This is a genomic window from Micromonospora endophytica (genome assembly GCF_003236305.1).
Lineage (GTDB): Bacteria > Actinomycetota > Actinomycetes > Mycobacteriales > Micromonosporaceae > Micromonospora > Micromonospora endophytica.
In genome coordinates this window covers 1-21,416 of sequence record NZ_POTX01000087.1, presented here as the reverse complement: position 1 = coordinate 21,416, position 21,416 = coordinate 1, and the positions used below count along the sequence as shown (strand labels likewise).

At 68.4% G+C, this 21,416-nt stretch carries 17 protein-coding genes and 1 pseudogene; 9 read left to right on the top strand and 9 right to left on the bottom strand.

All coding sequences use genetic code 11. From position 1 onward, the window contains the following. Positions 1-179: pseudogene (locus tag C1I93_RS33265) on the top strand (zf-TFIIB domain-containing protein); the annotation flags it as partial. Between the two features lie 180 nt (positions 180-359). Here C1I93_RS33265 and dnaB read toward each other — a convergent pair. After that, on the bottom strand, positions 360-3,125 hold the full coding sequence (gene dnaB, locus C1I93_RS14905) for a replicative DNA helicase (RefSeq protein ID WP_111243885.1): 2,766 nt from the start codon (positions 3,123-3,125) through the stop codon (positions 360-362). A gap of 409 nt (positions 3,126-3,534) precedes the next feature. Between dnaB and C1I93_RS14900 the strand changes: the two genes are divergently transcribed. Next, a complete protein-coding gene (locus C1I93_RS14900; RefSeq protein ID WP_111243881.1) occupies positions 3,535-5,250 on the top strand; it encodes a hypothetical protein in 1,716 nt (571 codons plus the stop codon). Positions 5,251-5,318: 68 nt separating this feature from the next. Here the strand turns inward: C1I93_RS14900 and rplI are convergent, their stop codons facing one another. From rplI to rpsF, 4 genes are all read right to left on the bottom strand, one after another. Next, the gene (gene rplI / locus C1I93_RS14895; protein WP_111243880.1) at positions 5,319-5,765 is read right to left on the bottom strand and encodes a 50S ribosomal protein L9; all 447 of its coding nucleotides are present in this window, start codon (positions 5,763-5,765) and stop codon (positions 5,319-5,321) included. Between the two features lie 14 nt (positions 5,766-5,779). Then, complete coding sequence (gene rpsR, locus C1I93_RS14890) at positions 5,780-6,019, bottom strand: 30S ribosomal protein S18 (RefSeq protein ID WP_007073789.1); 240 nt, start codon at positions 6,017-6,019, stop codon at positions 5,780-5,782. A 41-nt stretch (positions 6,020-6,060) separates the two neighbouring features. Continuing rightward, positions 6,061-6,588 carry a single-stranded DNA-binding protein gene (locus C1I93_RS14885; RefSeq protein WP_111243879.1) on the bottom strand — a complete coding sequence of 176 codons (528 nt, stop codon included), beginning with the start codon at positions 6,586-6,588 and terminating at the stop codon, positions 6,061-6,063. 97 nt (positions 6,589-6,685) lie between these two features. Then, on the bottom strand, positions 6,686-6,976 hold the full coding sequence (gene rpsF / locus C1I93_RS14880; protein WP_013736576.1) for a 30S ribosomal protein S6: 291 nt from the start codon (positions 6,974-6,976) through the stop codon (positions 6,686-6,688). Positions 6,977-7,523: 547 nt separating this feature from the next. Between rpsF and C1I93_RS14875 the strand changes: the two genes are divergently transcribed. Together C1I93_RS14875 and C1I93_RS14870 are read left to right on the top strand one after the other, a co-directional pair. Next, entirely contained in the window at positions 7,524-8,315 is a 792-nt protein-coding gene (locus tag C1I93_RS14875) for a deoxyribonuclease IV (protein WP_111243878.1), read from the top strand. Beyond that, entirely contained in the window at positions 8,312-10,492 is a 2,181-nt protein-coding gene (locus tag C1I93_RS14870; protein WP_212808690.1) for a hypothetical protein, read from the top strand. Before C1I93_RS14875 ends, C1I93_RS14870 begins: the two co-directional genes overlap by 4 nt. 143 nt (positions 10,493-10,635) lie before the next feature. Here C1I93_RS14870 and C1I93_RS14865 read toward each other — a convergent pair whose 3' ends face one another. The 3 genes from C1I93_RS14865 to C1I93_RS14845 all read right to left on the bottom strand — a co-directional run bounded on the left by C1I93_RS14865 (position 10,636) and on the right by C1I93_RS14845 (position 17,237). Next, complete coding sequence (locus tag C1I93_RS14865) at positions 10,636-12,186, bottom strand: glycosyltransferase family 87 protein (protein WP_111243877.1); 1,551 nt, start codon at positions 12,184-12,186, stop codon at positions 10,636-10,638. Positions 12,187-13,686: 1,500 nt separating this feature from the next. Next, positions 13,687-16,575: a transglycosylase domain-containing protein gene (locus C1I93_RS14850; RefSeq protein WP_111243876.1), complete on the bottom strand. Its 2,889-nt coding sequence runs from the start codon at positions 16,573-16,575 to the stop codon at positions 13,687-13,689. A gap of 197 nt (positions 16,576-16,772) precedes the next feature. Next, positions 16,773-17,237, bottom strand: coding sequence for a DUF5318 domain-containing protein (locus C1I93_RS14845; RefSeq protein ID WP_111243875.1), 465 nt, complete (start codon positions 17,235-17,237; stop codon positions 16,773-16,775). A 173-nt stretch (positions 17,238-17,410) separates the two neighbouring features. On the opposite strand from C1I93_RS14845, the gene C1I93_RS14840 reads away from it, so the two are divergent. Both C1I93_RS14840 and C1I93_RS14835 read left to right on the top strand, forming a co-directional pair. Beyond that, the gene (locus C1I93_RS14840) at positions 17,411-18,049 is read left to right on the top strand and encodes a PadR family transcriptional regulator (RefSeq protein ID WP_111243883.1); all 639 of its coding nucleotides are present in this window, start codon (positions 17,411-17,413) and stop codon (positions 18,047-18,049) included. A gap of 23 nt (positions 18,050-18,072) precedes the next feature. Beyond that, complete coding sequence (locus C1I93_RS14835) at positions 18,073-19,152, top strand: inositol-3-phosphate synthase (protein ID WP_111243874.1); 1,080 nt, start codon at positions 18,073-18,075, stop codon at positions 19,150-19,152. Between the two features lie 62 nt (positions 19,153-19,214). Here the strand turns inward: C1I93_RS14835 and C1I93_RS14830 are convergent, their stop codons facing one another. Continuing rightward, entirely contained in the window at positions 19,215-19,529 is a 315-nt protein-coding gene (locus C1I93_RS14830; protein WP_146603505.1) for a type II toxin-antitoxin system death-on-curing family toxin, read from the bottom strand. A 35-nt stretch (positions 19,530-19,564) separates the two neighbouring features. Here C1I93_RS14830 and C1I93_RS14825 point away from each other — a divergent pair, with 35 nt between their 5' ends. The 3 genes from C1I93_RS14825 to C1I93_RS14815 all read left to right on the top strand — a co-directional run bounded on the left by C1I93_RS14825 (position 19,565) and on the right by C1I93_RS14815 (position 21,406). Beyond that, positions 19,565-20,419: a helix-turn-helix domain-containing protein gene (locus tag C1I93_RS14825; protein WP_223256634.1), complete on the top strand. Its 855-nt coding sequence runs from the start codon at positions 19,565-19,567 to the stop codon at positions 20,417-20,419. 4 nt (positions 20,420-20,423) lie between these two features. Beyond that, on the top strand, positions 20,424-20,636 hold the full coding sequence (locus tag C1I93_RS14820) for a DUF397 domain-containing protein (protein ID WP_111243872.1): 213 nt from the start codon (positions 20,424-20,426) through the stop codon (positions 20,634-20,636). 281 nt (positions 20,637-20,917) lie between these two features. Beyond that, complete coding sequence (locus C1I93_RS14815) at positions 20,918-21,406, top strand: hypothetical protein (RefSeq protein WP_146603504.1); 489 nt, start codon at positions 20,918-20,920, stop codon at positions 21,404-21,406. Positions 21,407-21,416: the final 10 nt, after the last annotated feature.

Genomic DNA, 21,416 nt, shown 5'->3' with positions numbered 1-21,416 from the left:
CACCCGCACCCGCACCGCACCAGCCGGGCTACGGCACCGTGCCGCCACCGCCGCCCCCAGCGCACGGCTACCCGGCGCCAGCCCCGGCGTACGGGCACGCGCAGCAGCAGCACTACGGCTACCACGGCCACTACCGGCGCAAGAAGCGCAAGAGCTTCCTGGACGACATGTTCGGCTGAGCCCGGACGGCCACTGCTCCCGGCCGCTTCCCCTCGGCTGACATCCCCGGCGATCGGGCCGCCCACACCGGCCGGCCCGGTCCCACCTTCACCGCCGCGCCCGCGCCGAACCGGAACGGCAGCAACTCGGCCTACTGGCTGATCGCTTCCCGGCGCTCGGCTGAGTCTGGCCCGCGCGGGTCAGACGATCGCCATGTCCACGAATCGCGACAGGTGCAGCTGGGCTGCCACGGTCACCGTGTCGGTCGGACCATTTCGGTGCTTGGCAACAATGAAATCCGCCTCGCCGGCCCGCGGCGACTCCTTGTCGTAGTAGTCGTCGCGATGCAAAAGTATGACAACATCGGCATCTTGCTCGATTGATCCGCTTTCCCGCAAGTCGGACAATTGAGGCCGCTTGTCGGTGCGCTGCTCGGGGCCACGGTTCAGCTGGCTGACCGCGATGACCGGGCACTCGACCTCCTTGGCCAACAGCTTGAGGCCCCGGGACAGGTCGGCGACCTCCTGCTGCCGGCTCTCGGTGCGCTTCGGGGAGGTCATCAGCTGGAGGTAGTCGACGACGATCAGCTTGAGGTCGTGGCGTTGCTTGAGCCGGCGGGCCTTGGCCCGGATCTCCATCAGGTTCATGCTCGGCGTGTCGTCGACGAAGAGCGGCGCTTCGCTGATCTCGCCCATGCAGCGGGCGAGCTTCGTCCAGTCGTCGTCGGAGAGCTGCCCGCTGCGTAGCACGTGCAGGGGCACCCGAGCCTCGGCCGAGAGCAGCCGCATGACGATCTCGACCTTGCTCATTTCCAGCGAGAAGATGGCCGCAGCCTGATTCGCCCGAATAGCCGCATTTCTGGCGAAGTCCATGCTCGCCGTACTGTTGTGGGTGGGAATCATGGCTCGGCCCGCCAGATACAGGTGATCCGGATTGTCGACCGTGACACAACGCACCGGCACACTCGCCACCGGGCGCACATCGACGATGTAGCGCGAGCGGACGCCCGCACGACCGACCTTGCTCCGGCGCTGTGCGTGAGACATCCGCTTCCGGCTCAGCCTGAACACCTCGTCCGTGGTCGAGAAGTTCAGTGTGTACGCGGTCGAGCTTTCGGGCCGCCGCCCCTTGACCGTCTTACGGTTGACGGAGCAGCGGTACCCCAGGCTGACGACGAGTTCGTACACGTCCTCGGCCAGTCGCTCGGACGTCGTGGTGTACTGAACATGCCCGGCCGGAGCGGCGGTGCCGTCCGTGTCGAGCAGCCCGGCCAGGAGCGCCCGACGCTGATCTTCGGAGGCCCGCAGATAGGGCTGAGGTATGTGCTTGTTGTTCAGGACACCAGCGGCCCGCAAACGTCCCGTGAAGGAACCGTGCAGTCGCCGGCAGGGCGCGCAGCGGCGGGCAGCACCCCAACTGGACGCCAGGGTCACTCCACACGCCTCGCAACCACCGCGGTCTTCGGCCTCTACGGAGCCTCTCGACCGACCACCACATGATCTGCCACAAGTCACAACGGCATTGCCGCGAGGGGCGAAGGTGATACCGCAGACGATGCACGCACGCTCTTCAAGTGGTTCCAGCGGCGGCAGCTCGATCCCGTAAGAGTAGGCGGCGGAGCCAGGGGTCACCAGGAAGCCATCGTCGGTTATGTGCTGAACAATTTCAGGATCCGCAGAGGTGAAGCGAGCACCGGCAGCGTGCCCGTCACCCAACCAGACACCCAGGGTGTACGGAGGAATGGGCAAATCACGTCGCTCTGGGAGAGACAGCGGGCGAGCGTTGTCCACTGCGTGGTTCGCGCGACCATCCGCTTGGTGCCGCAAAGTCCTGGCGATGTCTTCCGTGGTGACGACTCGCGAGTGCTCCACGACGAGCAGGACGTTCCGGAACTCGGGCCCGGCGATCTTCACCGCCTCCGAATATGTCATCGGTCGATCCGGAGACGAGGTGACAGTCAGGTGTGCCGCGGTGGCGGCGTAGCGCGCGTGCGCGTCCCACTGATGACTCGGCCGTAGCTCGTTTCGCTGTCGCCGCGTGGCCCGGGTGGTTGTCGCCCACAAGTGCTCGGCATCCGCGACGATGGTGGAGCCGTCGGAAAACTCGACCTCGTAGCAGGGGCGATCGACACGTACCTCGAAGGCGTGCGTGACTGTGGTCGGATTGCCATCAGCACCGATCAGCTGGTCGCCTACCTTGACCTCACCCATGGAGGTCCAGCCGTCCGGGGTCGGTAGCGGAGTGTCGAGGGCAAGTGCCTTGCCCAAACCAGGTCGGCCAGCAACGATCACCAGTTGGCCGGCGTGCAGGCCGTTGAGCAGGCGGTCCAGGTCGGTGAAGCCGGTGGGCACGCCGGTCATCACACCGCCCTGGGCGCCGACCGCCTCGATCTCGTCGAGGGTCGGTTGCAGCATGTCGGCGAGGATGGCGAAGTCCTCGCTGACCCGGCGTTCGGTGACGTCGTAGACGGCCTGCTGGGCCAGGTCGACGATGTCGTCGACGTCGCGGCTGCCGCCGCCTGAGGTCCCGTAGCCGAGTTGGACGATCCTGGTGCCGGCCTCGACCAGCCGCCGCAGCACCGCCCGCTCGCTGACGATGCGCGCGTAGTAGGCCGCGTTCGCGGCGGTCGGCACGCTGGCGATCAGCGTGTGCAGGTAGGGCGCGCCACCGATCCGGGCCAGGTCTCCGGAGTCCGCCAGGGCGGCCGCGACGGTGATCGCGTCGGCCGGTTCACCTCGGCCGTAGATCTCCAGGATGGTGTCGAAGATGGTGGCGTGCACCGGGCGGTAGAAGTCGTTGGTCTTGAGGATCTCGACGACGTCGGCGATCGCGTCCTTGGACAGCAGCATGCCCCCCAGCACGCACTGCTCGGCGGCGACGTCCTGGGGTGGCGTCTTGTCGTACTGGCCGTCGCGGGGCGGCGAGCCGGACGGCGGTCCACCGCCAGGAAACGACTCCGTCCGCATGTCGTCGGTGACCGACACCGGGCCCCCCTCTACTGCGTCGGATCGGCTCCAGGCTTATCGCCCGGCTGCGACAACGTCGACCGTCCGCTTCGATCGGGGGTCATCGGGCGACCGGTCGGGGGCTAACCATACGGAACCCGAGGTCAGCCGCTCAACCACGGCGGTGGACGAGCCTCGGGACAACCTGTGGATGCAGGGGGGTAAGGGTGTGTGCAGGCTGTGCACAGGGTGTGGATAACGGGTGGGGAATTCCGCTTCACACGTCGCTGACCTGGGCAGGTACTATCCCCAGGCTGTGGATGTAACTTTCGGGTAGGGCTTTGTCCTGATCGTCCCGTAGGATCGGTGCCCTACGGCTACACCTGGACAGCGGATTGCACGTTCGGTTGAGAAGGGTCACGCTCCGGCCGTGAGTTACCGGGACTGGGGACGCGGTGATGATGGCCCGCGCGAGCGTCGGTCGGCCGCTTCGTGGGCCGATCCCGTCGAGCCTTCCCCGGACGAGCAGTACGACTCCGCCGTGGAGCGTTACCGCACCCCGAGCCGCCGCCGCGCCATCGAGCGTGGCCAGGAGGAGCCGGAGGAGTCGTACCTGCCGCGTTGGGCGCTGGAGTCGGGCGTACGCAGCGTCGACGGCGGCGGTCGGCATGCCGCGCCGGATGACGACGATGACGAGGTGCGGCCGCGTTACGCCGGCAGTTGGCGTTCGACCGATGCCGTCGGGGGTCGGCGGGCCGCCGACGAGGGGACGGGTCGTGGCCGGCGGGCCGCTGACCCGGAGCCCACCCGCAGCCGCCGGTTGGCCGAGTCGAGTTGGCGCGACGCCGCCGCCGAGCCGGTTTCCGACCACACGCGGGAGTGGACTTTCGACCGTCCGCAGGAAGAGGGGTACGTCGGCAGCCGTCGTGCCGAGGAGGACGATCCGGTTTCCGGGGTGGCGCCGCGGAGCCGTCCTCGTCGGGCGCAGTCGCGCCAGCGGCAGGTGACCTGGTCGGGTCTGGAGGATGAGGGGAAGCAGTCGGCCGGTTCGGAGCCGGCCGCCGAGGCGCCTACGCGGCGTCGGCGACGGGCGGCGGAGCCGGTCGTGGAGCCGGCGGCGGATCCGTGGGAGCGTGCGGCGGAGCCCTGGGAGCGGGGATCGGAATCCTCGGGGCGGGGGCCGGAGAGCCGGCCGGCGGTGGATCCGTGGGACGCCTCCGGCCTGCATGTGTGGGAGCAGCCGGCTGGTGCGGACCGGCGCGACGAGGCGTCCGATCCGTGGGATGCCGACAGCACGAGTCAGTGGTTGCAGGCGGCCGATGCGGAGCAGTGGGCCGAGCCGGACCAGACGGCTCAGTGGCTTCAGCCCGACACCACAGGTCAGTGGGACCGTCACACCGAGGCGGACCGGCGGGATCGGCAGCGGGACTCTTCCCGGTGGGACGGTTACTCGGATGGGGACCGACGGGAGCGTACGGAGTCGCCGCGTTCGAGTGCCACGTCGGGTGCGGGTCAGTGGTCGTGGGCGGAACCGGCCGAGCCGGAGCCGGCAGCGGATGGTTTCTGGCCGGGGACCCGGTTGGCCGGGGATGATCCTCGTTGGGTGGACGCGAGTGCGTCGGCACCGCGGTCTCCGGTGGTGGGTTACACCGCGCCTCGGCCGCGCGCGTCGCCGCGGCGTCGTGCGTCTCCGGCGGCTCCCGCTCGGCCGATCGGCATGGCGGCCGTACGCCGGGGTATCGAGGCGGTCGGCGGTAGCTGGAACCGGCGGCTGGAGGATGACCTGCTCGATCCGGATCCGGGGGGTCCGTGGCTGCCGCTGCTTTACACGGCGGGGTGTTACCTGCTGCCGGCGGTGGTGATCTTTGTTTGGCTGTTGACGTTGGACGGTACGCCGCCGACGGGTTGTGTGACCGACATCAGCGGCGGTGGCTGCGATTCACAGCGGGCCCGGGCGTTCGGCGCGATGGTGGCCGGGATGCCGCGCTTCGGGTTGGCGTTGGCCAGCAGCCTGGTGGTCGCGATGCTGCTGCGGAGGGTGGGTACGACGTGGAAGTCGACGACGATCGCGCTGGCCGCCGCGGTGGTCGGCGGCGGGTTGTCGACGGTGATGATCAGTGCGGTGACCGGTCAGCCCATCGGCTGATGCGGGCCGGACATGAGCGGGCCCGCACCGATGGACGGTGCGGGCCCGGTCAGGTGAAGTCGGCGGGGTCAGCCCCGTACGACGTTCAGGTTGAAGGTGGCGGTCACCTCGGGGTGCAGCTTGATCCGCACCGGGTGCGACCCGACCGACTTGATCTGGCCGCCCACCTCCAGCCGGCGGCGGTCCAGGCTCGGACCGCCGGCGGCCTTGACGGCGTCGACGATCTCGGCCGAGGTGACCGAGCCGAAGAGCCGCCCGCCGTCGCCGGCGCGGGCCTTCAGGTTCACCTTGAGGCCCTCGATCTGGCCCTTCACCTCGTTGGCGTGGTCGAGGTCGCGGATCTCACGGGCCGAGCGGGCCCGCTTGATGAGCGTGACCTGCTTTTCCGCGCCCTTGGTCCAGGCGATCGCGAAGCCCTGCGGAAGCAGGTAGTTACGGCCGTAGCCGTTCTTGACCTCGACGATGTCGCCGGGGGTGCCGAGTCCGGACACCTCCTGAGTCAGGATGATCTTCATGGCGGCGCCTCCTCTCAGCGGGCCGTCGCGGTGTACGGCAGGAGCGCCATCTCACGGGCGTTCTTGACCGCACGGGCGATCTGCCGCTGCTGCTGCGAGGTAACGCCGGTCACCCGCCGAGCACGGATCTTGCCGCGGTCGGAGATGAACTTGCGCAGCAGCGCGGTGTCCTTGTAATCGATATAGGTGATCCCGTCCTTGTCGAGCGGGTTCACCTTCTTCTTCGGCTTGCGCAGTGCCGCAGCCTTCGCCATTGCTCTTGCTCCTGGTTTACGATCACGGGCGCTCGGCGCCATTAGAACGGAGGCTCCTCGTCGAAGTTGCCGCCACCCGAACGGGCAGGGGCTGGTGCGGCCGAAGCCCAGGGGTCGTCGAAGTTTCCTCCGCCGCCGCCCTGGCCACCACCACCGCCGCCGCTGTTGCCGCCGCCGCCGAAGCCGCCGCCGCTACCGCCGGAGCGGGACATCTTCTGCACCTTCGCCGTGGCGTAGCGCAGCGACGGGCCGATCTCGTCGACCTCCAGCTCGATGACGGTGCGCTTCTCACCCTCGCGAGTCTCGTAGGACCGCTGGCGCAGCCGGCCCGACACGATCACGCGGGCACCGCGCTGCAACGACTCCGCCACGTGCTCCGCGGCCTGACGCCAGACGGTGCACGCGAGGAACAGAGGCTCGCCGTCCTTCCACTCGTTGGACTGCCGGTCCATGTACCGAGGCGTCGAAGCGACCCGGAACTTGGCGACGGCCGCCCCCGAGGGGGTGAACCGCAACTCGGGGTCATCGGTCAGGTTGCCGATGACCGTGATGGTGGTGTCTCCTGCCATGACCAACTCCTCGCGCGCTCATCCGTTCCGCCGTACAGGTTCTCAGAACCCTCCGACAGCAGTGATGAGGCTGTTCCGGTGGGGCCGGGGTGGATTGCTAGCGCATCTCCGGCCGGATGACCTTGGTGCGCAGCACGGACTCGTTGAGGCGGAGCTGACGGTCCAGCTCGGCCACGGCCTCCGGCGTCGCCTGGAGGTCGACCACGGCGTAGATGCCCTCGGCCTTTTTGTTGATCTCGTACGCGAGGCGCCGGCGGCCCCACACGTCGGTCTTCTCCACCGAGCCACCCGCGGTCCGGATCACGTTCAGGTACGTGTCGAGCGACGGGGCGACGGTGCGCTCCTCGAGGCTGGGGTCGAGGATCACCATGATCTCGTAATGACGCAAGACGTGCTCACCTCCTGTGGGCTAAGCGGCCACGGTCCTTCCGTGGCAGGAGGTCGTGCGTCGTGGCCCGCCCCGATCCGGAGGACCCGGCCCCGGGAGCGGACAACCGGACCAGGATACCCGGCCCGGACGATCACCAGCAGCGAGGTGACTGACGCAGCGAACCGGGGGTCCGGGTCGACGTCGCTGTCGACCCGGACCCCCGGTCAGGTGACCGCGGGGCGCCTCGTCCGCATTCCTTGGGTGGGACCTGGGGAGGAACGACCACACCGATGAGGTTGGACTGGAGACGCCCCGCGGAGCTTTATCACGTTGTTACCTGACGTTATCGCGGAAGCAGGAGCTTGATGGGGCAAATCCCAGAAAATACCGACAATTTTCTCGACTGGCCTGGCCCTGACGTCCCGGGCGGGGCTAATCAGCAGAACACCGGATCTGCCCTGACTATCGGATCTATAGACATCAACGACTCACGTCGTTCCCGGTGACGCGACCGAGCACCATGGCATCGTCCCGGCTGTCGCCCACGCGACGTAGGCTCCCCTGCATGCGTATCGGAGCCCACGTCGATCCCACGGACCCGCTCGCGGAGGCAACCGCCCGCGCGGCCGATGCCGTGCAGTTCTTCCTCTCCGACCCGCAGGGTTGGAAGGCGCCGCAACCGCGTGTGGACGCGGAGCGTCTGCGTGACGCCGCCGTGGACGTGTATGTACACGCGCCGTACGTGGTGAACGTTGCCACCGGAAACAACCGCATCCGGATCCCCAGCCGGAAACTGCTGCTCGCCCATGCGAAGGCGGCTGCGGCGATCGGCGCCAAGGGGCTTGTGGTGCACGGCGGGCACGTCAGTTCCGGCGACGACCCCGCCACCGGCTTCGACAACTGGCGCAAGGCCCTGGCGTACGCCGAGGAGGCGGGCGGTTTCGGGCTACCGGTGCTGATCGAGAACACCGCTGGTGGCGAGAACGCCTGCGCACGACGGTTGGATGCGCTCGCCCGGCTCTGGGACGCCATCGGTGACCACCAGGTCGGCTTCTGTCTCGACACCTGCCACGCCCACGCCGGTGGCGAGGAACTCCTCGGTCTGGTCGACCGGGTGAAGGCGATCACCGGACGGATCGACCTGATTCACGCCAACAACTCCAAGGACACGTTCGGGTCGGGCCGTGACCGCCACGACAACCTGCACGGCGGGACCATCGACCCGGAACTCGTGGTGTCGGTGATCCGGGCGGCGGGAGCCCCGGTCATCGTGGAGACCCCCGGCGGCACCGAAGGCCAGAGCCACGACATCGCTTTCCTGCGCGGGCAGCTCGCTGGGGAGACGCCGGCACGATGACGACGCACCAGTCCTCCTCCGACAAACCCGACCCGGGCACGATCGGCGGCGGCAGCCGAGACACCTCAAGCACGCCGCCCACCACCGCCAAGGACGCCGCCGGCGCTGACCAGACCGGCGACGCCCACGCCGCCCCGGGCGCCACCGGAACGGACAAGGCCGCCGCCACCACGGACGGGCCCTCAGCGAACGCCGCCACCACGGACGGGGCCGCCGCGAAGGACGCCCCCAACGAGGCTGGCCAGCAGGCCACGCCGGCCACCGCGGAGGGAAACACGGCCACGGCGGATGGGGACAAGGCCGTCACGGCGGCGGCTGCGGATGGGGACAAGGCCGACAAGGGTAATCCCGATAAGAAGGACAAGGGCAAGGAGAAGGAGAAGGCGTCGGCGGAGGAGGCCGACAAGGACCCGTGGGCCGCTTTCGGCCCCGCTCCCGCGCCGGTGCCGACCTGGTACGGGCGGCTGGGTCGCAGGGTCGGTCGGTTCCTGATCCATGAATGGACTCTGGCCGCCCTCGGCTCGCTCGCGCTGGCCGTGCTGATGACCTGGCCGACGCTGCGCTACCCGCAACACACACTGCCACACGACTACTGGGATCCGAGCCTCCAGGCGTGGCAGATGGCCTGGTCCGGGCACATCTTGCTGACCGACCCCGCCCAGTTGTGGCACGGGAACGCGTTCTACCCCGAGCGGTGGAGCTTCGCCTTCTCCGACACCCTGCTCGGCTACGCGCCGGCGGGGATGATCGGCACCGGGCCGGAGGCAGCCCTCGTTCGCTACAACATCATGTTCGTGTTGGCGCACGCGCTCGCCACCTTCGGCGCGTACGTGCTGGCTCGGCAGCTCGGGGCGGGCCGGATCGGGTCGGCGGTGGCCGGAGTCAGCTACGCCTACGCGCCGTGGCTGCTGTCCCAGGCCGGTCACCTGCACGTCATCTCCAACGGAGGCATTCCGCTGGCGTTGGCCATGCTCGCCCGGGGGCACGGTTGGTCGTTGCGGCACGGCTATCGACCCGAGCGCCGACGCGTGGGCTGGGTCTACGCCGGCTGGCTGGTGGCGGCCTGGCAGTTGAGTCTCGGCTTCGGCATCGGTCTGCCGTTCGCGTACGTCCTCGCCGGCACGGTGTTGGTGAGCGTCGTCGTCTGGTATTCGAAGCGGATCTTCCGGCGGGTCAAGCGGCCCTTCGGCCAGCGCCTGTTCGCCGCCGACGTGATCGGCGGGCTGATCTTCGCCGGGGTCGGCGTGCTGCTGTCCATCCCCTACTTCACCGTGGCCCATCTGCACCCGCACGCGGAACGCAGCATCGACGACATCGCCGTCTTCTCACCCCCGATCAGCGGTTTCGTCACCGCCCCGGCGGAGTCCCGTGTCTGGGGTGGACTGCACGAGGGCGCGCGATCGATCCTGCCGTGGCATCCGGAGATGACCCTCTTGCCGGGCTTCGTGCTCTACGCGCTGGCCCTCGGCGGCCTGTTCTTCTCGATCTGGAAGCTCCGGCACCGCCTGCTGTTGTTCGCCGGGGTGCTGGTGGCGATGACGCTGTCGATGGGCACCGAGTTCTTCGGCGGTCGCTTCACCTACGTGCCGCTCTTCGAGTATCTGCCCGGCTGGTCCGGCATCCGTACGCCCAGCCGGCTCATGCTCTGGGCTCTCCTGTTGCTCGGGCTGCTCGCGGCCGGTGCGGTGGGTGCGTTCGCCGAACGGGTCCGGGAGATCTCCGCGACGCGGGTTCCCGCCTGGCCGAACCCGTGGCTGCGCCTGGCCACCCTGGTGCCGCTGCTGCTGGTGATCGCCGAGGGGACCAACACCACGCCACACCCGGTGGTGCCACCGCAACCGGCCGCCATGCGTACGGTCGACGGCCCGTTGCTGGTGCTGCCCAGCGGGCAGAACCACGACCAGCCGGTGATGCTCTGGTCCACCACGCGATTCCAGCAGATCGTCAACGGGGGCAGTGGCTTCACCCCGCGCCAGTTGGACGAGGTACGCCGGGTCACCATGTCCTTCCCTGACCAGACGAGCATCGACTACCTGCGTACCCTCAGCGTCCGCAACGTGCTGGTGCTGCGCGACCAGGTCACCGGCACGCCGTGGGAGATCAGCATCGACGCGCCGGTCGACCACCTGGGCATCACCCGCGAGGAGATCGGCACGGTGGTCGTGTTCCGTCTCTAGAGTTGGTCCGGCTGGGGGATTTGCGGGAGCCAGCCCGGCTCCGGGCGGTCAGGCTTGATCCCTGCGCCGGGCAGACTCCCGCAAATCCTGACTTGGCCGGCGCCCGTCTGGACTTGCGCGGCTAATTAGGTCAACGGCCAGCGTCAGGTGGTGGGGACGGGGGTCGGCATGGGAGTCGTGCGGCGGGCTCGCCACCGTTCCAGCCAGGGGGCGTCGGGGGTGCCGTCGAGGACGCCGCCGTCCGGGTCGTCGGCGTAGGTGCGGCGGACGGCGTCCCGTTCCGGGTGCAGGATCTCCTGCACGACAAGCACGCAGAGCGCCACCACAGTGGCCAGTCGCAGGCTCGCGGCCAGCACAAACACGCCTTCCGGGAAGACCGGGGTGCCGGTCGACGCGCCGAGCAGCTCGCCGTAGAACGCGATGAAGTAGCCGACCTCGGCCGCCTGCCAGGCGAGGAACGCCCCCCACTTGGGTCGGGCCAGCACCAGCAGCGGCAGCAGCCAGAGCACGAACTGCTGCGACCAGACCTTGCTGAAGATCAGGAAGGCGGCCACCACCAGGAAGGCCAGTTGGGCGAGCCGGGGCCGGCGCGGCGCGAGCAGCGCGAGCAGGCCGATGCCCAGGCAGGCCAGCCCGAACAGGGCGTACGACACCCAGTTGAGGGTGGGAATGTTGGCGTCGAGCCACTGGAACGGGCCCTGGCTGGCCGGGTCGCCGAACTTGCCGTCCAGGTAGCGCCCGATGTACCAGAGGGTGCCCCAGTCGATCGGGCGGGTGGTGTTCAGGTCGAAGAAGCGACCCCAGTTCTCCCGGTAGGGGATCGCCACCGGCAGATTCACCAGCACCACGGTCGCCGCGCCGGTGAGGATGGGCAGCACGGCGGCCCAGATCCGGCCGGCGCGGATCGCCAGCACCAGGATCGGCCCGAAGAGGAACAGCGGCCACATCTTGGCCGCGCCACCGAGCCCGATCAGCACTCCGGCCACGGCGGCCATCAGCATCCACCGCGTCGGTGGGGATTCCTGTTCCGGGTGGGTTCCCCAGCGTCGAGCGGTACGGGCCCAGGCCAGCAGGCCGAACGCGGCCAGCCCGATGGCGAGGAAGTCCCAGTTGACGGTCGCGGTGAGCAGCAGCGCGGGGGACAGCGCGAAGAGGGCGGCGTCCCACGGCCGGCGGCGACGCAGCGCCAGCAGCACCGCCACCGTGGCCACCGCCAGCGCACCGAGCACGAGCGCGTTGAGGTTGTAGAACCACTGGACCTGGTTCATCTCGGGGTTGCCCTCACCGGCCGAATGCACCGGCAGCCCGAGCGCCCCCATGAAGTAGCCGGTGAGCACCGGATATTCGACGGGGTGGTCCCGGTAGGGCACTGCGCCGTGGTTGAGGTTCTCGGCGTAGTAGAGCGCCAGCACGTCGGTGTAGCAGAAGCGGGTGTACTGCTCGTTGTCTGTCCAGGCGCCGTCCTGACAGGGTGATTTCTGCACCCAGTGCAGCACCAGGGTCAGGCAGGTGAGCGCGAGCACGATCCGCGCGGCCGTCCAGAACCGGTGGGCCATCGGCCGGTCACGGGTGACCGCATGGTCGCCGAGCGGGCCACCGATGAGTCCGGAGAGCCCGCGGACGAAGCCGTCGGACCGGGACGGGTGATCGGGGACATCCGGTCCATCGATGCCGGGCGTCGACTGGGTGCTCATGACCGTGCATCCTGCCGTATCAATCGTCGCGGCAGAAGCCGAACGGTCGAGGCTCGGTTGGGCGGCCTGGCGAATATGGTGATCGTCGCCGACCCGCTACACGCGCAGGACGCCCACGCCCGAACCGTCCCCGCTGCCGACGAGCACCTGTACGTGTCGGTCGAAGCAACCAGCCCACCCTGTTCGCCCAGCTCAAGCAACTGCCCTTGGTCACAGGTCCCGGCCGGGCACCAACACCGCGACACCGGACACGGCCGCCGTGAACCCCGGACCGTCAAGGCGTTGACCGTCCATACACTCCCAGTGGCATCGAGTTCCCCACGCCCAGCAGGCCGTGCGGATCACCCGCACACGCACAGCACCGGCATACGCACACGAGAGACGCCTATCTGGTGTCGTCCCCCTGCCCGCCGCCCCCCGCCGCAGCGCTGGACGACGGTGGAGAACTGTCGGTTTGCCGCGCACAACGCGTTGACAGCAGCTGACGTTACGCTCGGCATCGCGCGCACGCAGCTCATCACGATGGCTGGCGCCATGTTGTCGGGCGTACTAATCAATGTCCACCTATCGGACGAATCACGCGAAGTATCTGACGCGGGCAGCACAACAGCCGAGAGGGCGTTGACGACCGTTGGAGTACGTTGCTTCACTGATTCCCTTTCTGCTCGTCCTCACTGTCCCCGCGTTCAGTGTCTGGCGACTGGTCCAAGGGCTGCACGCTGGCACCTGGAAGCGGCCAGCCTGGTTCGGCCACGCTACTTGGGCGTCCTTTTTCCTCGCAGTGCTCGTGTGGTTTCGGGGACTTTCATCCGGTGGGCTCGACAGCGAGGAAACCTGCAGATTCGTTCACCGTCAACCTTTCGATGCCGCTTACCGGGAAGTGAACCGAGACGACCGCTTTCGCGTCTTCCCACTGAGCAACAAGTGCAATCCCAACTACGACCTCGTCCCGGCATGGGTTAATCCAGCCATCGTGGTGTTCTCCCTGATCTTCGTGATCAGTGTGATCGGCCTGTGTTGGATGATCGCACTCCGCCATAAGCAAAGATCGGAAAGGAACGGAGGCCGTGATGGATAGTTCTTTGTCACGCCGTCGGCTACTCGGCGCCGTAACGGTTACCGGCATGGCCATGGCTACCGCCATCGTTCCGGCCGGTACTGCCCAGGCCGCGCCGACCAGACCCGACCTGACCGCCCATGCCTGATCGCTCCTACTCCGGCTGAACGTGGCACGGTGGGCGGCCGCGCGGTCGCCCACCGCACCACGCTCTCTGCGCCGGCCCCCGCTTCGTCGCTTCTTGGTTGGCGTAGATGCGCCTGCAGGTCAGCAGAAACAACTGCGGGTTGCGCAGCTGTCGATAAAACTCATCCAGCGATGGTCACGTCGGTAGGGGTTGGACGGCTCGTAACCCGTCAGTGCCTCTTCCATGTACCGCGGCGTACGCAAAACGCCGTGGGCGGCCGGATCAGGTGTCCGGCCGCCCACGGCGTCGAAGGAGATTAATCCCGGTTGGTGGTTCTCGTTGGTAGCAGCCCTCCGCCGCCACCGCCGTCGTCGTTCGTCGGCGGTCCGAAGGGGTTGTCGTCGATCGGATTGCCGATGTCGGGTTCACCGTTGCCGGGACCGCCGTTACCGGGACCGTTGCCGCCGCCGTTGTTTCCGCCGTTGTTGCCGTTGTTGAGCTGGCAGACCAGGTCGGTCGGCGCGCACCCGTTGTTCTCTGGGGCCGGCGGAGCGGGCGGCACGCCGTTGCCGGCGTCCTGGTCCCCCACGCCGGTGACGCTTGGCAGGTTGGACGGATCGTAGCCCTTGAGCGCCTCGTCCATGTACCGCTTCCAGAGCTGGGCCGGCAGGCTGCCGCCGCCGATGTTGCTGCCGTTGCGGTCGACGATGGCCCGCTTCTTGGTGTCGCGGCTGCCGATCCACACCGCCGTGGCGACATTCTGGTCGTAGCCGACCATCCAGGCGTCCTGGTTCTTGTCGGTGTCGCCGAGCTGCCAGGTGCCGGTCTTGCCGGCCGCCTGGCGGTTGGCCAGGGTGGCGTTGTTCTTGCCGGGGATCTCCTTGAGCACGGCGGTCACCTCGTCGGCGACCTCGGCCCGGATCACCTGCTTGGGATCGAGCTTCTCGCCCGTGCCCTTGACCTTGTCCCACTTGCCGGTCTGCTTGTTCTGCTTCTCCACCACCCGCACGAAGTGCGCCTTGTTGTACTTGCCGCCGTTGGCGAGGGTGGCCAGACCGTTGGCGTGGTCGAGCACGGTGATCGGGTACTGGCCGTAGGCGGCCACCCGGTCGAACTTGCTCGGCGCGAGATCCTTCGGCTTGTTCTTGATCAGGTCGTACGCCTTGACTGGCTCGAGGGTCCACATGGTGCGAATGCCGGCCCGCCGGGCCATGTCGATCACCTTGTCCGTGCCGATCTCATCCGCGATGTGGAAGAACGGCACGTTGAACGACTGGATCGTCGCCTCTTCCAGGGAACACCACTTGTTGCACTGCCCGCGCAGGTCCCGGCCGGCGTTGATGATCGGGTCCTTGAAGCCCTCGGGGGTGAACGGGGTGGCGTCCCAGTGCGACTTCACCGAGATGCCGGCGTCGATGGCCGCCGCGAGCGTGTAGATCTTGAACGTCGAACCGGGCGAGTGGCCGCCGACGAGGTCACCGTTGGAGTCGGTGTTGATGCCGGCGTAGTCGAAGTCCGCGCCGCTGTTGCCGCCGTAGTAGGCGAGCACCCGGCCGGTCTTCGGCTCGACCGAGACCACCGCCGGCATCAGGTTCTTCGGCTGATCCGCCAGGAAGGCTCCCTTGGTGCCGACCTGGGCCACTTCCTCAAGGGCCTTCTGCATCTTCGGGTCGATGGTGGTGGTGATCCGGTAGCCACCTTCGCGCAGCTCGTCCACACAGGTGGGCTTGCCGGGCTCACCCGTCTCGGTGCAGATGCCCCACTCGGCCATCTCCTTGCGGACGTAGTTGATCACGTTTCCACGCGGGGAGGCGACGCCGAAGCCGTTGTCCTTCTTGATCTTCTGCACCTTCGGGTACTCGGTCGGCCGCGGCTCCTTGCCCGGGGCGTCCAGCCAACCCTCCTCGACCATGCCGTTGATCACGTAGTCCCACCGGGACTTTGCGTCTTCCGGGTTGACCGCCGGGTCGAACCCCTGGTGGGTGGCGCTGGCGACAGGCTGCTTGATCAACGCGGCGAGCACCGCGCCCTGCGCCACGGTGAGCTTCTTGGTGGTGGTGTTGAAGTACGTCTGCGCCGCCGCCTCGATGCCGTACGCGCCCCGGCCGAAGTAGATCACGTTGAGGTAGTTCTCCATGATCTGTTCTTTGCCGAAGTTGTCGTTCAGTTTGGAGGCGAGGATCGCCTCCTTCACCTTCCGGGCGTAGCTGTCGTCCTGGAGGTTCTCGTAGGCGTTGCGGGCGTACTGCTGGGTGATGGTCGAGGCACCCTGCTTGTCACCGCCGGAGAGGTTGTTCCAGGCGGCCCGGGCAATGCCCTTGTAGTCGACGCCCGAGTGCCGGTAGAAGTTGCGGTCCTCAGCCGCCGCGACGGCGTTCTGCACGTGCTCCGGGATCTGGTCGATGGTGACGAAGATGCGGTTCTCGTTGCCGAGCTTGGCCACCAGCGTCTTGCCGTCCTTGGCGTAGACGGTGGTGGAGAGCGGCAGCGGGATCTCCTTGGGCAGCACCACGTTCGTCGAGTAGTAGGTGAACCCGACCACGCCGATGCCGGCCAGCATGATGAAGACCGCGAAGCCGGCGATCAGCATGTTCATCCGCTTGCGCTTGCGGGCGCGGGCCGCCGCCTCCGGGTTACGTCCGCCGCGACCCGGTCCTACCGGCCCCCCTGGTCCGCCGGGTCCACCCGGTCCGCCGGGCCCACCCGGTCCACCGACGCTCGCGCGGGCCACCGCGGCCCGGCCCGGGGCACCGGGCACGGAGGCCGCGCCGACGCTCGCCCGACCGGCCGAGGCCGCACCGACGGCGCCGACCGAGGCCCGGCCAGGAGCGGGGCTCACCGGCACCGAGGCGCGGCCGGATCGACCCGGGGCGGGAGAGACCGGCACCGAGGCCCGACCGGGCGCCGCCGGGGAAACCGGCACCGAGGCGCGGCCCGGACCGGCCCGGCCCACCGGCGCGGCACCGACCGAGGACGAACCGGCGGCGGGTCCGCCACGCGGCGGCACGCTCGCCGAGCCGCCGACCGAGGCACGCCCGCCGACCGGGGCACGGGCCGACGGGCTTGTGCCATCCGGCCCGGCCGACCAGTTGACTGCGCGCGGATCACCACCTGGGCTGCGGTACACGTCGTCCGCCTGCCCGTCGTCCTGGCCCGGAATCCGGGCCCGGCCGCGCGAGGAGCTGGGGTCACCGTACGAGTTCATTCCTCACACCCTGCCGTCGCGGTGCGGCGCTGGTGCGCCGCCACCGGTTTGCCGTGAGTTGCAACACCCGTCCACAGGGCACGGGGGTGCCACCGCGTTCGAGTGCAGATAAGAATTATTCGGACCATTCGCCCGTACGAGCCATCGGTCCCCCCGGCCAGTTACCCCACGGCCGGGGGCGGCCGATCGTGCTCGACTCACCGTTGCGCCTCTCGCCTTCGTCGGGCACCTGCTCCAGCGGCGGCGGCCACGCCGCTCGCCGCCTCCTGTTCCGACCCGCCATCGACGCCACCGGTCAGCCCATCCCGCCCGAGCAGGTACTGCTCGACGAGATGGTTCCAGTCACAGCCGAGACACACCTCCACCACGAAGACCTGGAACTCACGCAGGGTCATCGCCAACACGGACAGCTCGGCCACCGTACGGGCCTGTCCGGCGGACTGCTTGAGTTCGTCACCGTAAATGTAGTGGACGTGCGTGAGGTTTTCACTCCGGCAGATCGGACACCGCTGGTCGGTGGGCTCACCGTGGAAGCGGGCTGCGTTCTTCAGGTACGGAGACGCATCGCACAGGTCATACGTGCCTACGCGTCCGGCGAGGAGTTCACGCAGCACCACTCGCTTCCGGAGCGAGTAGTCCACCACCTGGCGCTGCGTACGCATGCGGCAAAGGGTACGCGCTCTCGTCAGGGGAGGCGACCACCGTCACGATCCGTGGTCAGGAGGCACCGGAGCGGGTGTTTGCCCCAGCCAGGGTGAGACGCTACGGTGCGATGTATCGGTCCGATACATCGTGGCGGTTAGCGCTCCACGCACAGGGTAAAGGAAGGGTGGCTGTGCTCGAACTCGCCATCCTTGGCCTGTTGCAGGAGGCCTCGATGCACGGCTACGAGCTGCGCAAGGAGCTCACCGCCAAGCTCGGGGCGATCCGCGCCGCCATCAGCTATGGCTCGCTTTACCCGACCCTGCGTCGCCTCCAGGCGGCGGGCTGGATCACCGAGGCCGCCGAGACACCCGCCACCGCCGAGGAGGTTCCCGCGCTGACCAGCCGACGAGGTCGGGTGGTCTACACCATCACCGCGGAGGGCAAGGAACGCTTCGCGCAGCTCATCGCGCAAACCGGGCCGGAGACGTACGGCGACACCGGTTTCGGTGTGCACTTCGCGTTCTTTTCCCGAACCGACCAGGCGACCCGACTGCGGATCCTGGAAGGTCGCCGCCGCACCATCGAGGAACGTCGCGAGGGTCTTCGCGACATGCTGGGCCGGGCGGCCGAGCGCCTCGACGCGTACACGCTGGAGCTGCAACGCCACGGCCTGGATGCCTGTGAGCGTGAGGTCCGCTGGCTGGAGGAGCTCATCGCCAACGAGCGCTCCGGCCGTGCCCCGACGGTCCCGCAGGACGGGACGGCCGGTGGCCGACGAGAAGACAACAGCCCGCCTCCGCCTGGAGAGACCAGGAAAGAGCGGCCGTGACAGAAAAGAAGGAGGCACACGCGATGGGCTCCGTCCGCGTCGCCATCGTCGGTGTGGGTAACTGCGCCTCGTCCCTCGTGCAGGGCGTCGAGTACTACCGGAACGCCGACCCGAACGACCGCGTCCCGGGTCTCATGCACGTCACCTTCGGCGACTACCACGTCTCTGACGTGCAGTTCGTCGCGGCGTTCGATGTCGACGCCAAGAAGGTGGGCATGGACCTCGCGGAGGCGATCGTCGCCAGCGAGAACAACACCATCAAGCTCTGCGACGTGCCGCCGACCGGCGTCGCCGTGCAGCGCGGCCCGACCTTCGACGGTCTCGGCCAGTACTACCGCGAGATCATCGAGGAGTCCGGCGCCGAGCCGGTCGACGTGGCGCAGGCGCTGCGCGACGCGCAGGTCGACGTCGTCGTCTCCTACCTCCCGGTCGGCTCCGAGCAGGCCGACAAGTTCTACGCCCAGGCCGCGATCGACGCCGGCTGCGCGTTCGTCAACGCCCTGCCGGTCTTCATCGCCTCCGACCCCGAGTGGGCGCAGAAGTTCACCGACGCCGGTCTGCCGATCGTCGGTGACGACATCAAGAGCCAGGTGGGCGCGACCATCGTGCACCGGGCCCTGGCCAAGCTCTTCGAAGACCGCGGTGTCGAGCTGCTGCGCACGTACCAGCTCAACTTCGGCGGCAACATGGACTTCATGAACATGCTGGAGCGCAACCGCCTGGTCTCGAAGAAGATCTCGAAGACCCAGTCGGTGACCTCCCAGGTGCCGCACGAGATGGCCAAGAGCGATGTGCACATCGGCCCGTCCGACCACGTGCCGTGGCTGGACGACCGCAAGTGGGCCTACATCCGCCTGGAGGGCCGCTCGTTCGGCGACACCCCGCTCAACGCCGAGCTGAAGCTTGAGGTGTGGGACTCGCCGAACTCGGCAGGTGTCATCATCGACGCCGTCCGCGCCGCGAAGATCGCCCTGGACCGGAAGATCGGCGGCCCGATCCTGTCGGCCTCGTCGTACTTCATGAAGTCCCCGCCGGAGCAGTACGCCGACCACGACGCGCACGCCGCCGTCGAGGCGTTCATCGCCGGCGAGATCGAGCGCTGACGCTGACGTAACAGCATCGTCGAGGGCCGGGTCCGCACGGACCCGGCCCTCAACCTCTTGCCTCAGCTGGACATCTCCAGGTACGGCGACAGTCGCACGGCCAACTCCTCCACCGAATTGACCTCGCCACTGGTCAACGCATCAGTCAACGCCATCCGCTCCTTGGCCGGCATGCTGAACGTCAGACCTGATCGGCTCAGGAAGACCCGCATCGCGGCCCAGGCCAGCCCCGCGTTCCACAGATCCAGGGGCCGCCACATCATCAGTCCGTGCAGCAGCGCCGCCGCCTTGTCCAGCGCAGTCGGATAGACCGCACGGCCGACCAGGTGCGCATGCGGCCTGGTCGCCGCAGCAACCAGGATCCCAGCGTCGCGCACCTTCGCCATGCTCTCTGGAGACGAATGGAGAAGCGATGCCGAACGAACACGCCTTCACGCTTCGCGCCCAGTGGCTCGATCAGCAACTCCGCGAGATGCGGGAAGGGGCCGGTCGCACCCTCCGAGATGTGGGCGAGTGCCTCAACCGCAACGCCAGCACCGTCAGCCGGATCGAGTCCGGCATGCTCCCGGCCCGGGTTCCCGAGGTGCTCACCTATCTCGACGTGTGTGGCATCGACGACCCGAAGAGACGCGACGACCTCAAGACGATGGCGCAGGACGTTTGGCAGAAGGGCTGGTGGGACGGCCTCACCGCCAACGTTGCCGCATCGCTCATCGACTGGATCTGGCTGGAGAGCCGCGCCACCGCGGTCGACTCCTTCCAGGACTCGGTGATCCCCGGCCTGCTCCAGACCAGGGAATACGCCGAGGCCGTGATCCGGGCTGCTGACGACCACCTCCCCAACGAGCAGCTCACTCGCTTCGTCGACCTGCGCATGAATCGCCAGCAACTCCTGAGCCAGCCCGAGCCGATCCGACTCTCCGCGATCATCGACGAGGGTGCGCTACGCCGGATGATCGGCGGTCCCGAGGTGATGCGCGCCCAGCTCGCCCACCTTCGCGCGATGGCCGGCTGGCCGAATGTCGAGATCATGATCCTGCCACTCGCGGCGGGCGCCCACGCGAGCCCAAACGGCGCCTTCGACGTCTTCCGGATGCGACGGCCGTATCCGCCCGCCGGCTGCATCTCCACAGTCGTCGGGACAGTCGTGGTCGAAGGAGAGAAGGCCGATTCGCTGCACCAGCGCTACGATCGGCTACGCCGGGCGGCGCTGCGCAACGGTGCCGTGCAGCGAGTCCTCTTCGATCTCGAAGCGCGTCTGGAGTGAGCCGATGGCGACCGCCGACCGATCCACCCACACCGGACTACCGGTGGCCTGGCACGTCAGCACCCGCAGCGGCAACGGCGACGGCAACTGTGTCGAGGCTGGCCCGGTCCTCGACGGCAGCCGGCGGTACGCCGTACGCGACAGCAAAGACCGCACCGGTCCCACGCTGATCTTCCCCGCCACCTCCTGGATCGCCTTCCTCGCCGGCATCTCCTGATGCAGACCGATCTTGTTACGAAAGTGCCCCCAGAGGGGCGTTTTCGCACCAAGATCGGGACATCGCAGGGCGTGTGCGGTCGGTAGGGTGGCGGCGTGGGGGGCGTTGATGGTGATCGGGTCGTCAGGTGGGGGCGACGGATCGTTGGAGCGGTCGCGGGCGGGGTGTTGGTGTCCAGTGTGGTCGCCTGCGCAGAGCCGGGCACCGCTCCACCGGGCCGGGAGGCATCACCGGCTCTGGTGACACCCGAGGCCGAGGCCCGCTGCGCTGTCGCAAGCAGGATGCCACCGGCGACGGTGCCCGAGCCGGACGGTGATGTTGTCTCCCCAGCCGTGCCGGGATCGCTCGGCACCGGCAGTCCGGTAACCGACGCCGGCAGTCCGATGACCGACGAGCAGTTGCGCCAGGAGGAGTTCCTGCGCCAGCAGGCGGCCAACAAGGCCTTCCGGCAGCGCGGCAACCTCGACCCGCTGGCGGCTGACGGTGCCCGATCCTGCGCGTCCGAGGTGTCGCAGAGCCTCAACCTGCTCACCGCCGGTGGCCGGGACGAGCCCGACGAGGAGTCCGTGCAGCAGGCGCTGGCCGCCACCGGGCTGACCGACGTCATTGTCCGGCCACCCGGCCGCCTCGACCTCGGCCCCGGCGACGGCCTGATCTTCGCCGGTTGGACCGGCCAAGCCTGCGTCTACGGCAGCGTCCGCCGAGCCGACATCACCGTGGAAATCGGCACCCCCTGTCTCTTATACACCTCTCCGAGCCCACGAGACTAGCGCTCATCTC

What these genes read in the sequence shown, in the direction of transcription:
- dnaB (WP_111243885.1), bottom strand. Translation starts at nt 3,125, where the DNA reads ATGCGGACGGAGTCGTTTCCTGGCGGTGGACCGCCGTCCGGCTCGCCG.
- C1I93_RS14865 (WP_111243877.1), bottom strand. Translation starts at nt 12,186, where the DNA reads ATGAGCACCCAGTCGACGCCCGGCATCGATGGACCGGATGTCCCCGAT.
- C1I93_RS14825 (WP_223256634.1), top strand. Translation starts at nt 19,565, where the DNA reads ATGCCGAACGAACACGCCTTCACGCTTCGCGCCCAGTGGCTCGATCAG.
- C1I93_RS14875 (WP_111243878.1), top strand. Translation starts at nt 7,524, where the DNA reads ATGCGTATCGGAGCCCACGTCGATCCCACGGACCCGCTCGCGGAGGCA.
- C1I93_RS14885 (WP_111243879.1), bottom strand. Translation starts at nt 6,588, where the DNA reads ATGGCAGGAGACACCACCATCACGGTCATCGGCAACCTGACCGATGAC.
- C1I93_RS14820 (WP_111243872.1), top strand. Translation starts at nt 20,424, where the DNA reads ATGGCGACCGCCGACCGATCCACCCACACCGGACTACCGGTGGCCTGG.
- C1I93_RS14870 (WP_212808690.1), top strand. Translation starts at nt 8,312, where the DNA reads ATGACGACGCACCAGTCCTCCTCCGACAAACCCGACCCGGGCACGATC.
- C1I93_RS14845 (WP_111243875.1), bottom strand. Translation starts at nt 17,237, where the DNA reads ATGCGTACGCAGCGCCAGGTGGTGGACTACTCGCTCCGGAAGCGAGTG.
- C1I93_RS14835 (WP_111243874.1), top strand. Translation starts at nt 18,073, where the DNA reads ATGGGCTCCGTCCGCGTCGCCATCGTCGGTGTGGGTAACTGCGCCTCG.
- C1I93_RS14815 (WP_146603504.1), top strand. Translation starts at nt 20,918, where the DNA reads ATGCCACCGGCGACGGTGCCCGAGCCGGACGGTGATGTTGTCTCCCCA.
- C1I93_RS14850 (WP_111243876.1), bottom strand. Translation starts at nt 16,575, where the DNA reads ATGAACTCGTACGGTGACCCCAGCTCCTCGCGCGGCCGGGCCCGGATT.
- rpsR (WP_007073789.1), bottom strand. Translation starts at nt 6,019, where the DNA reads ATGGCGAAGGCTGCGGCACTGCGCAAGCCGAAGAAGAAGGTGAACCCG.
- rplI (WP_111243880.1), bottom strand. Translation starts at nt 5,765, where the DNA reads ATGAAGATCATCCTGACTCAGGAGGTGTCCGGACTCGGCACCCCCGGC.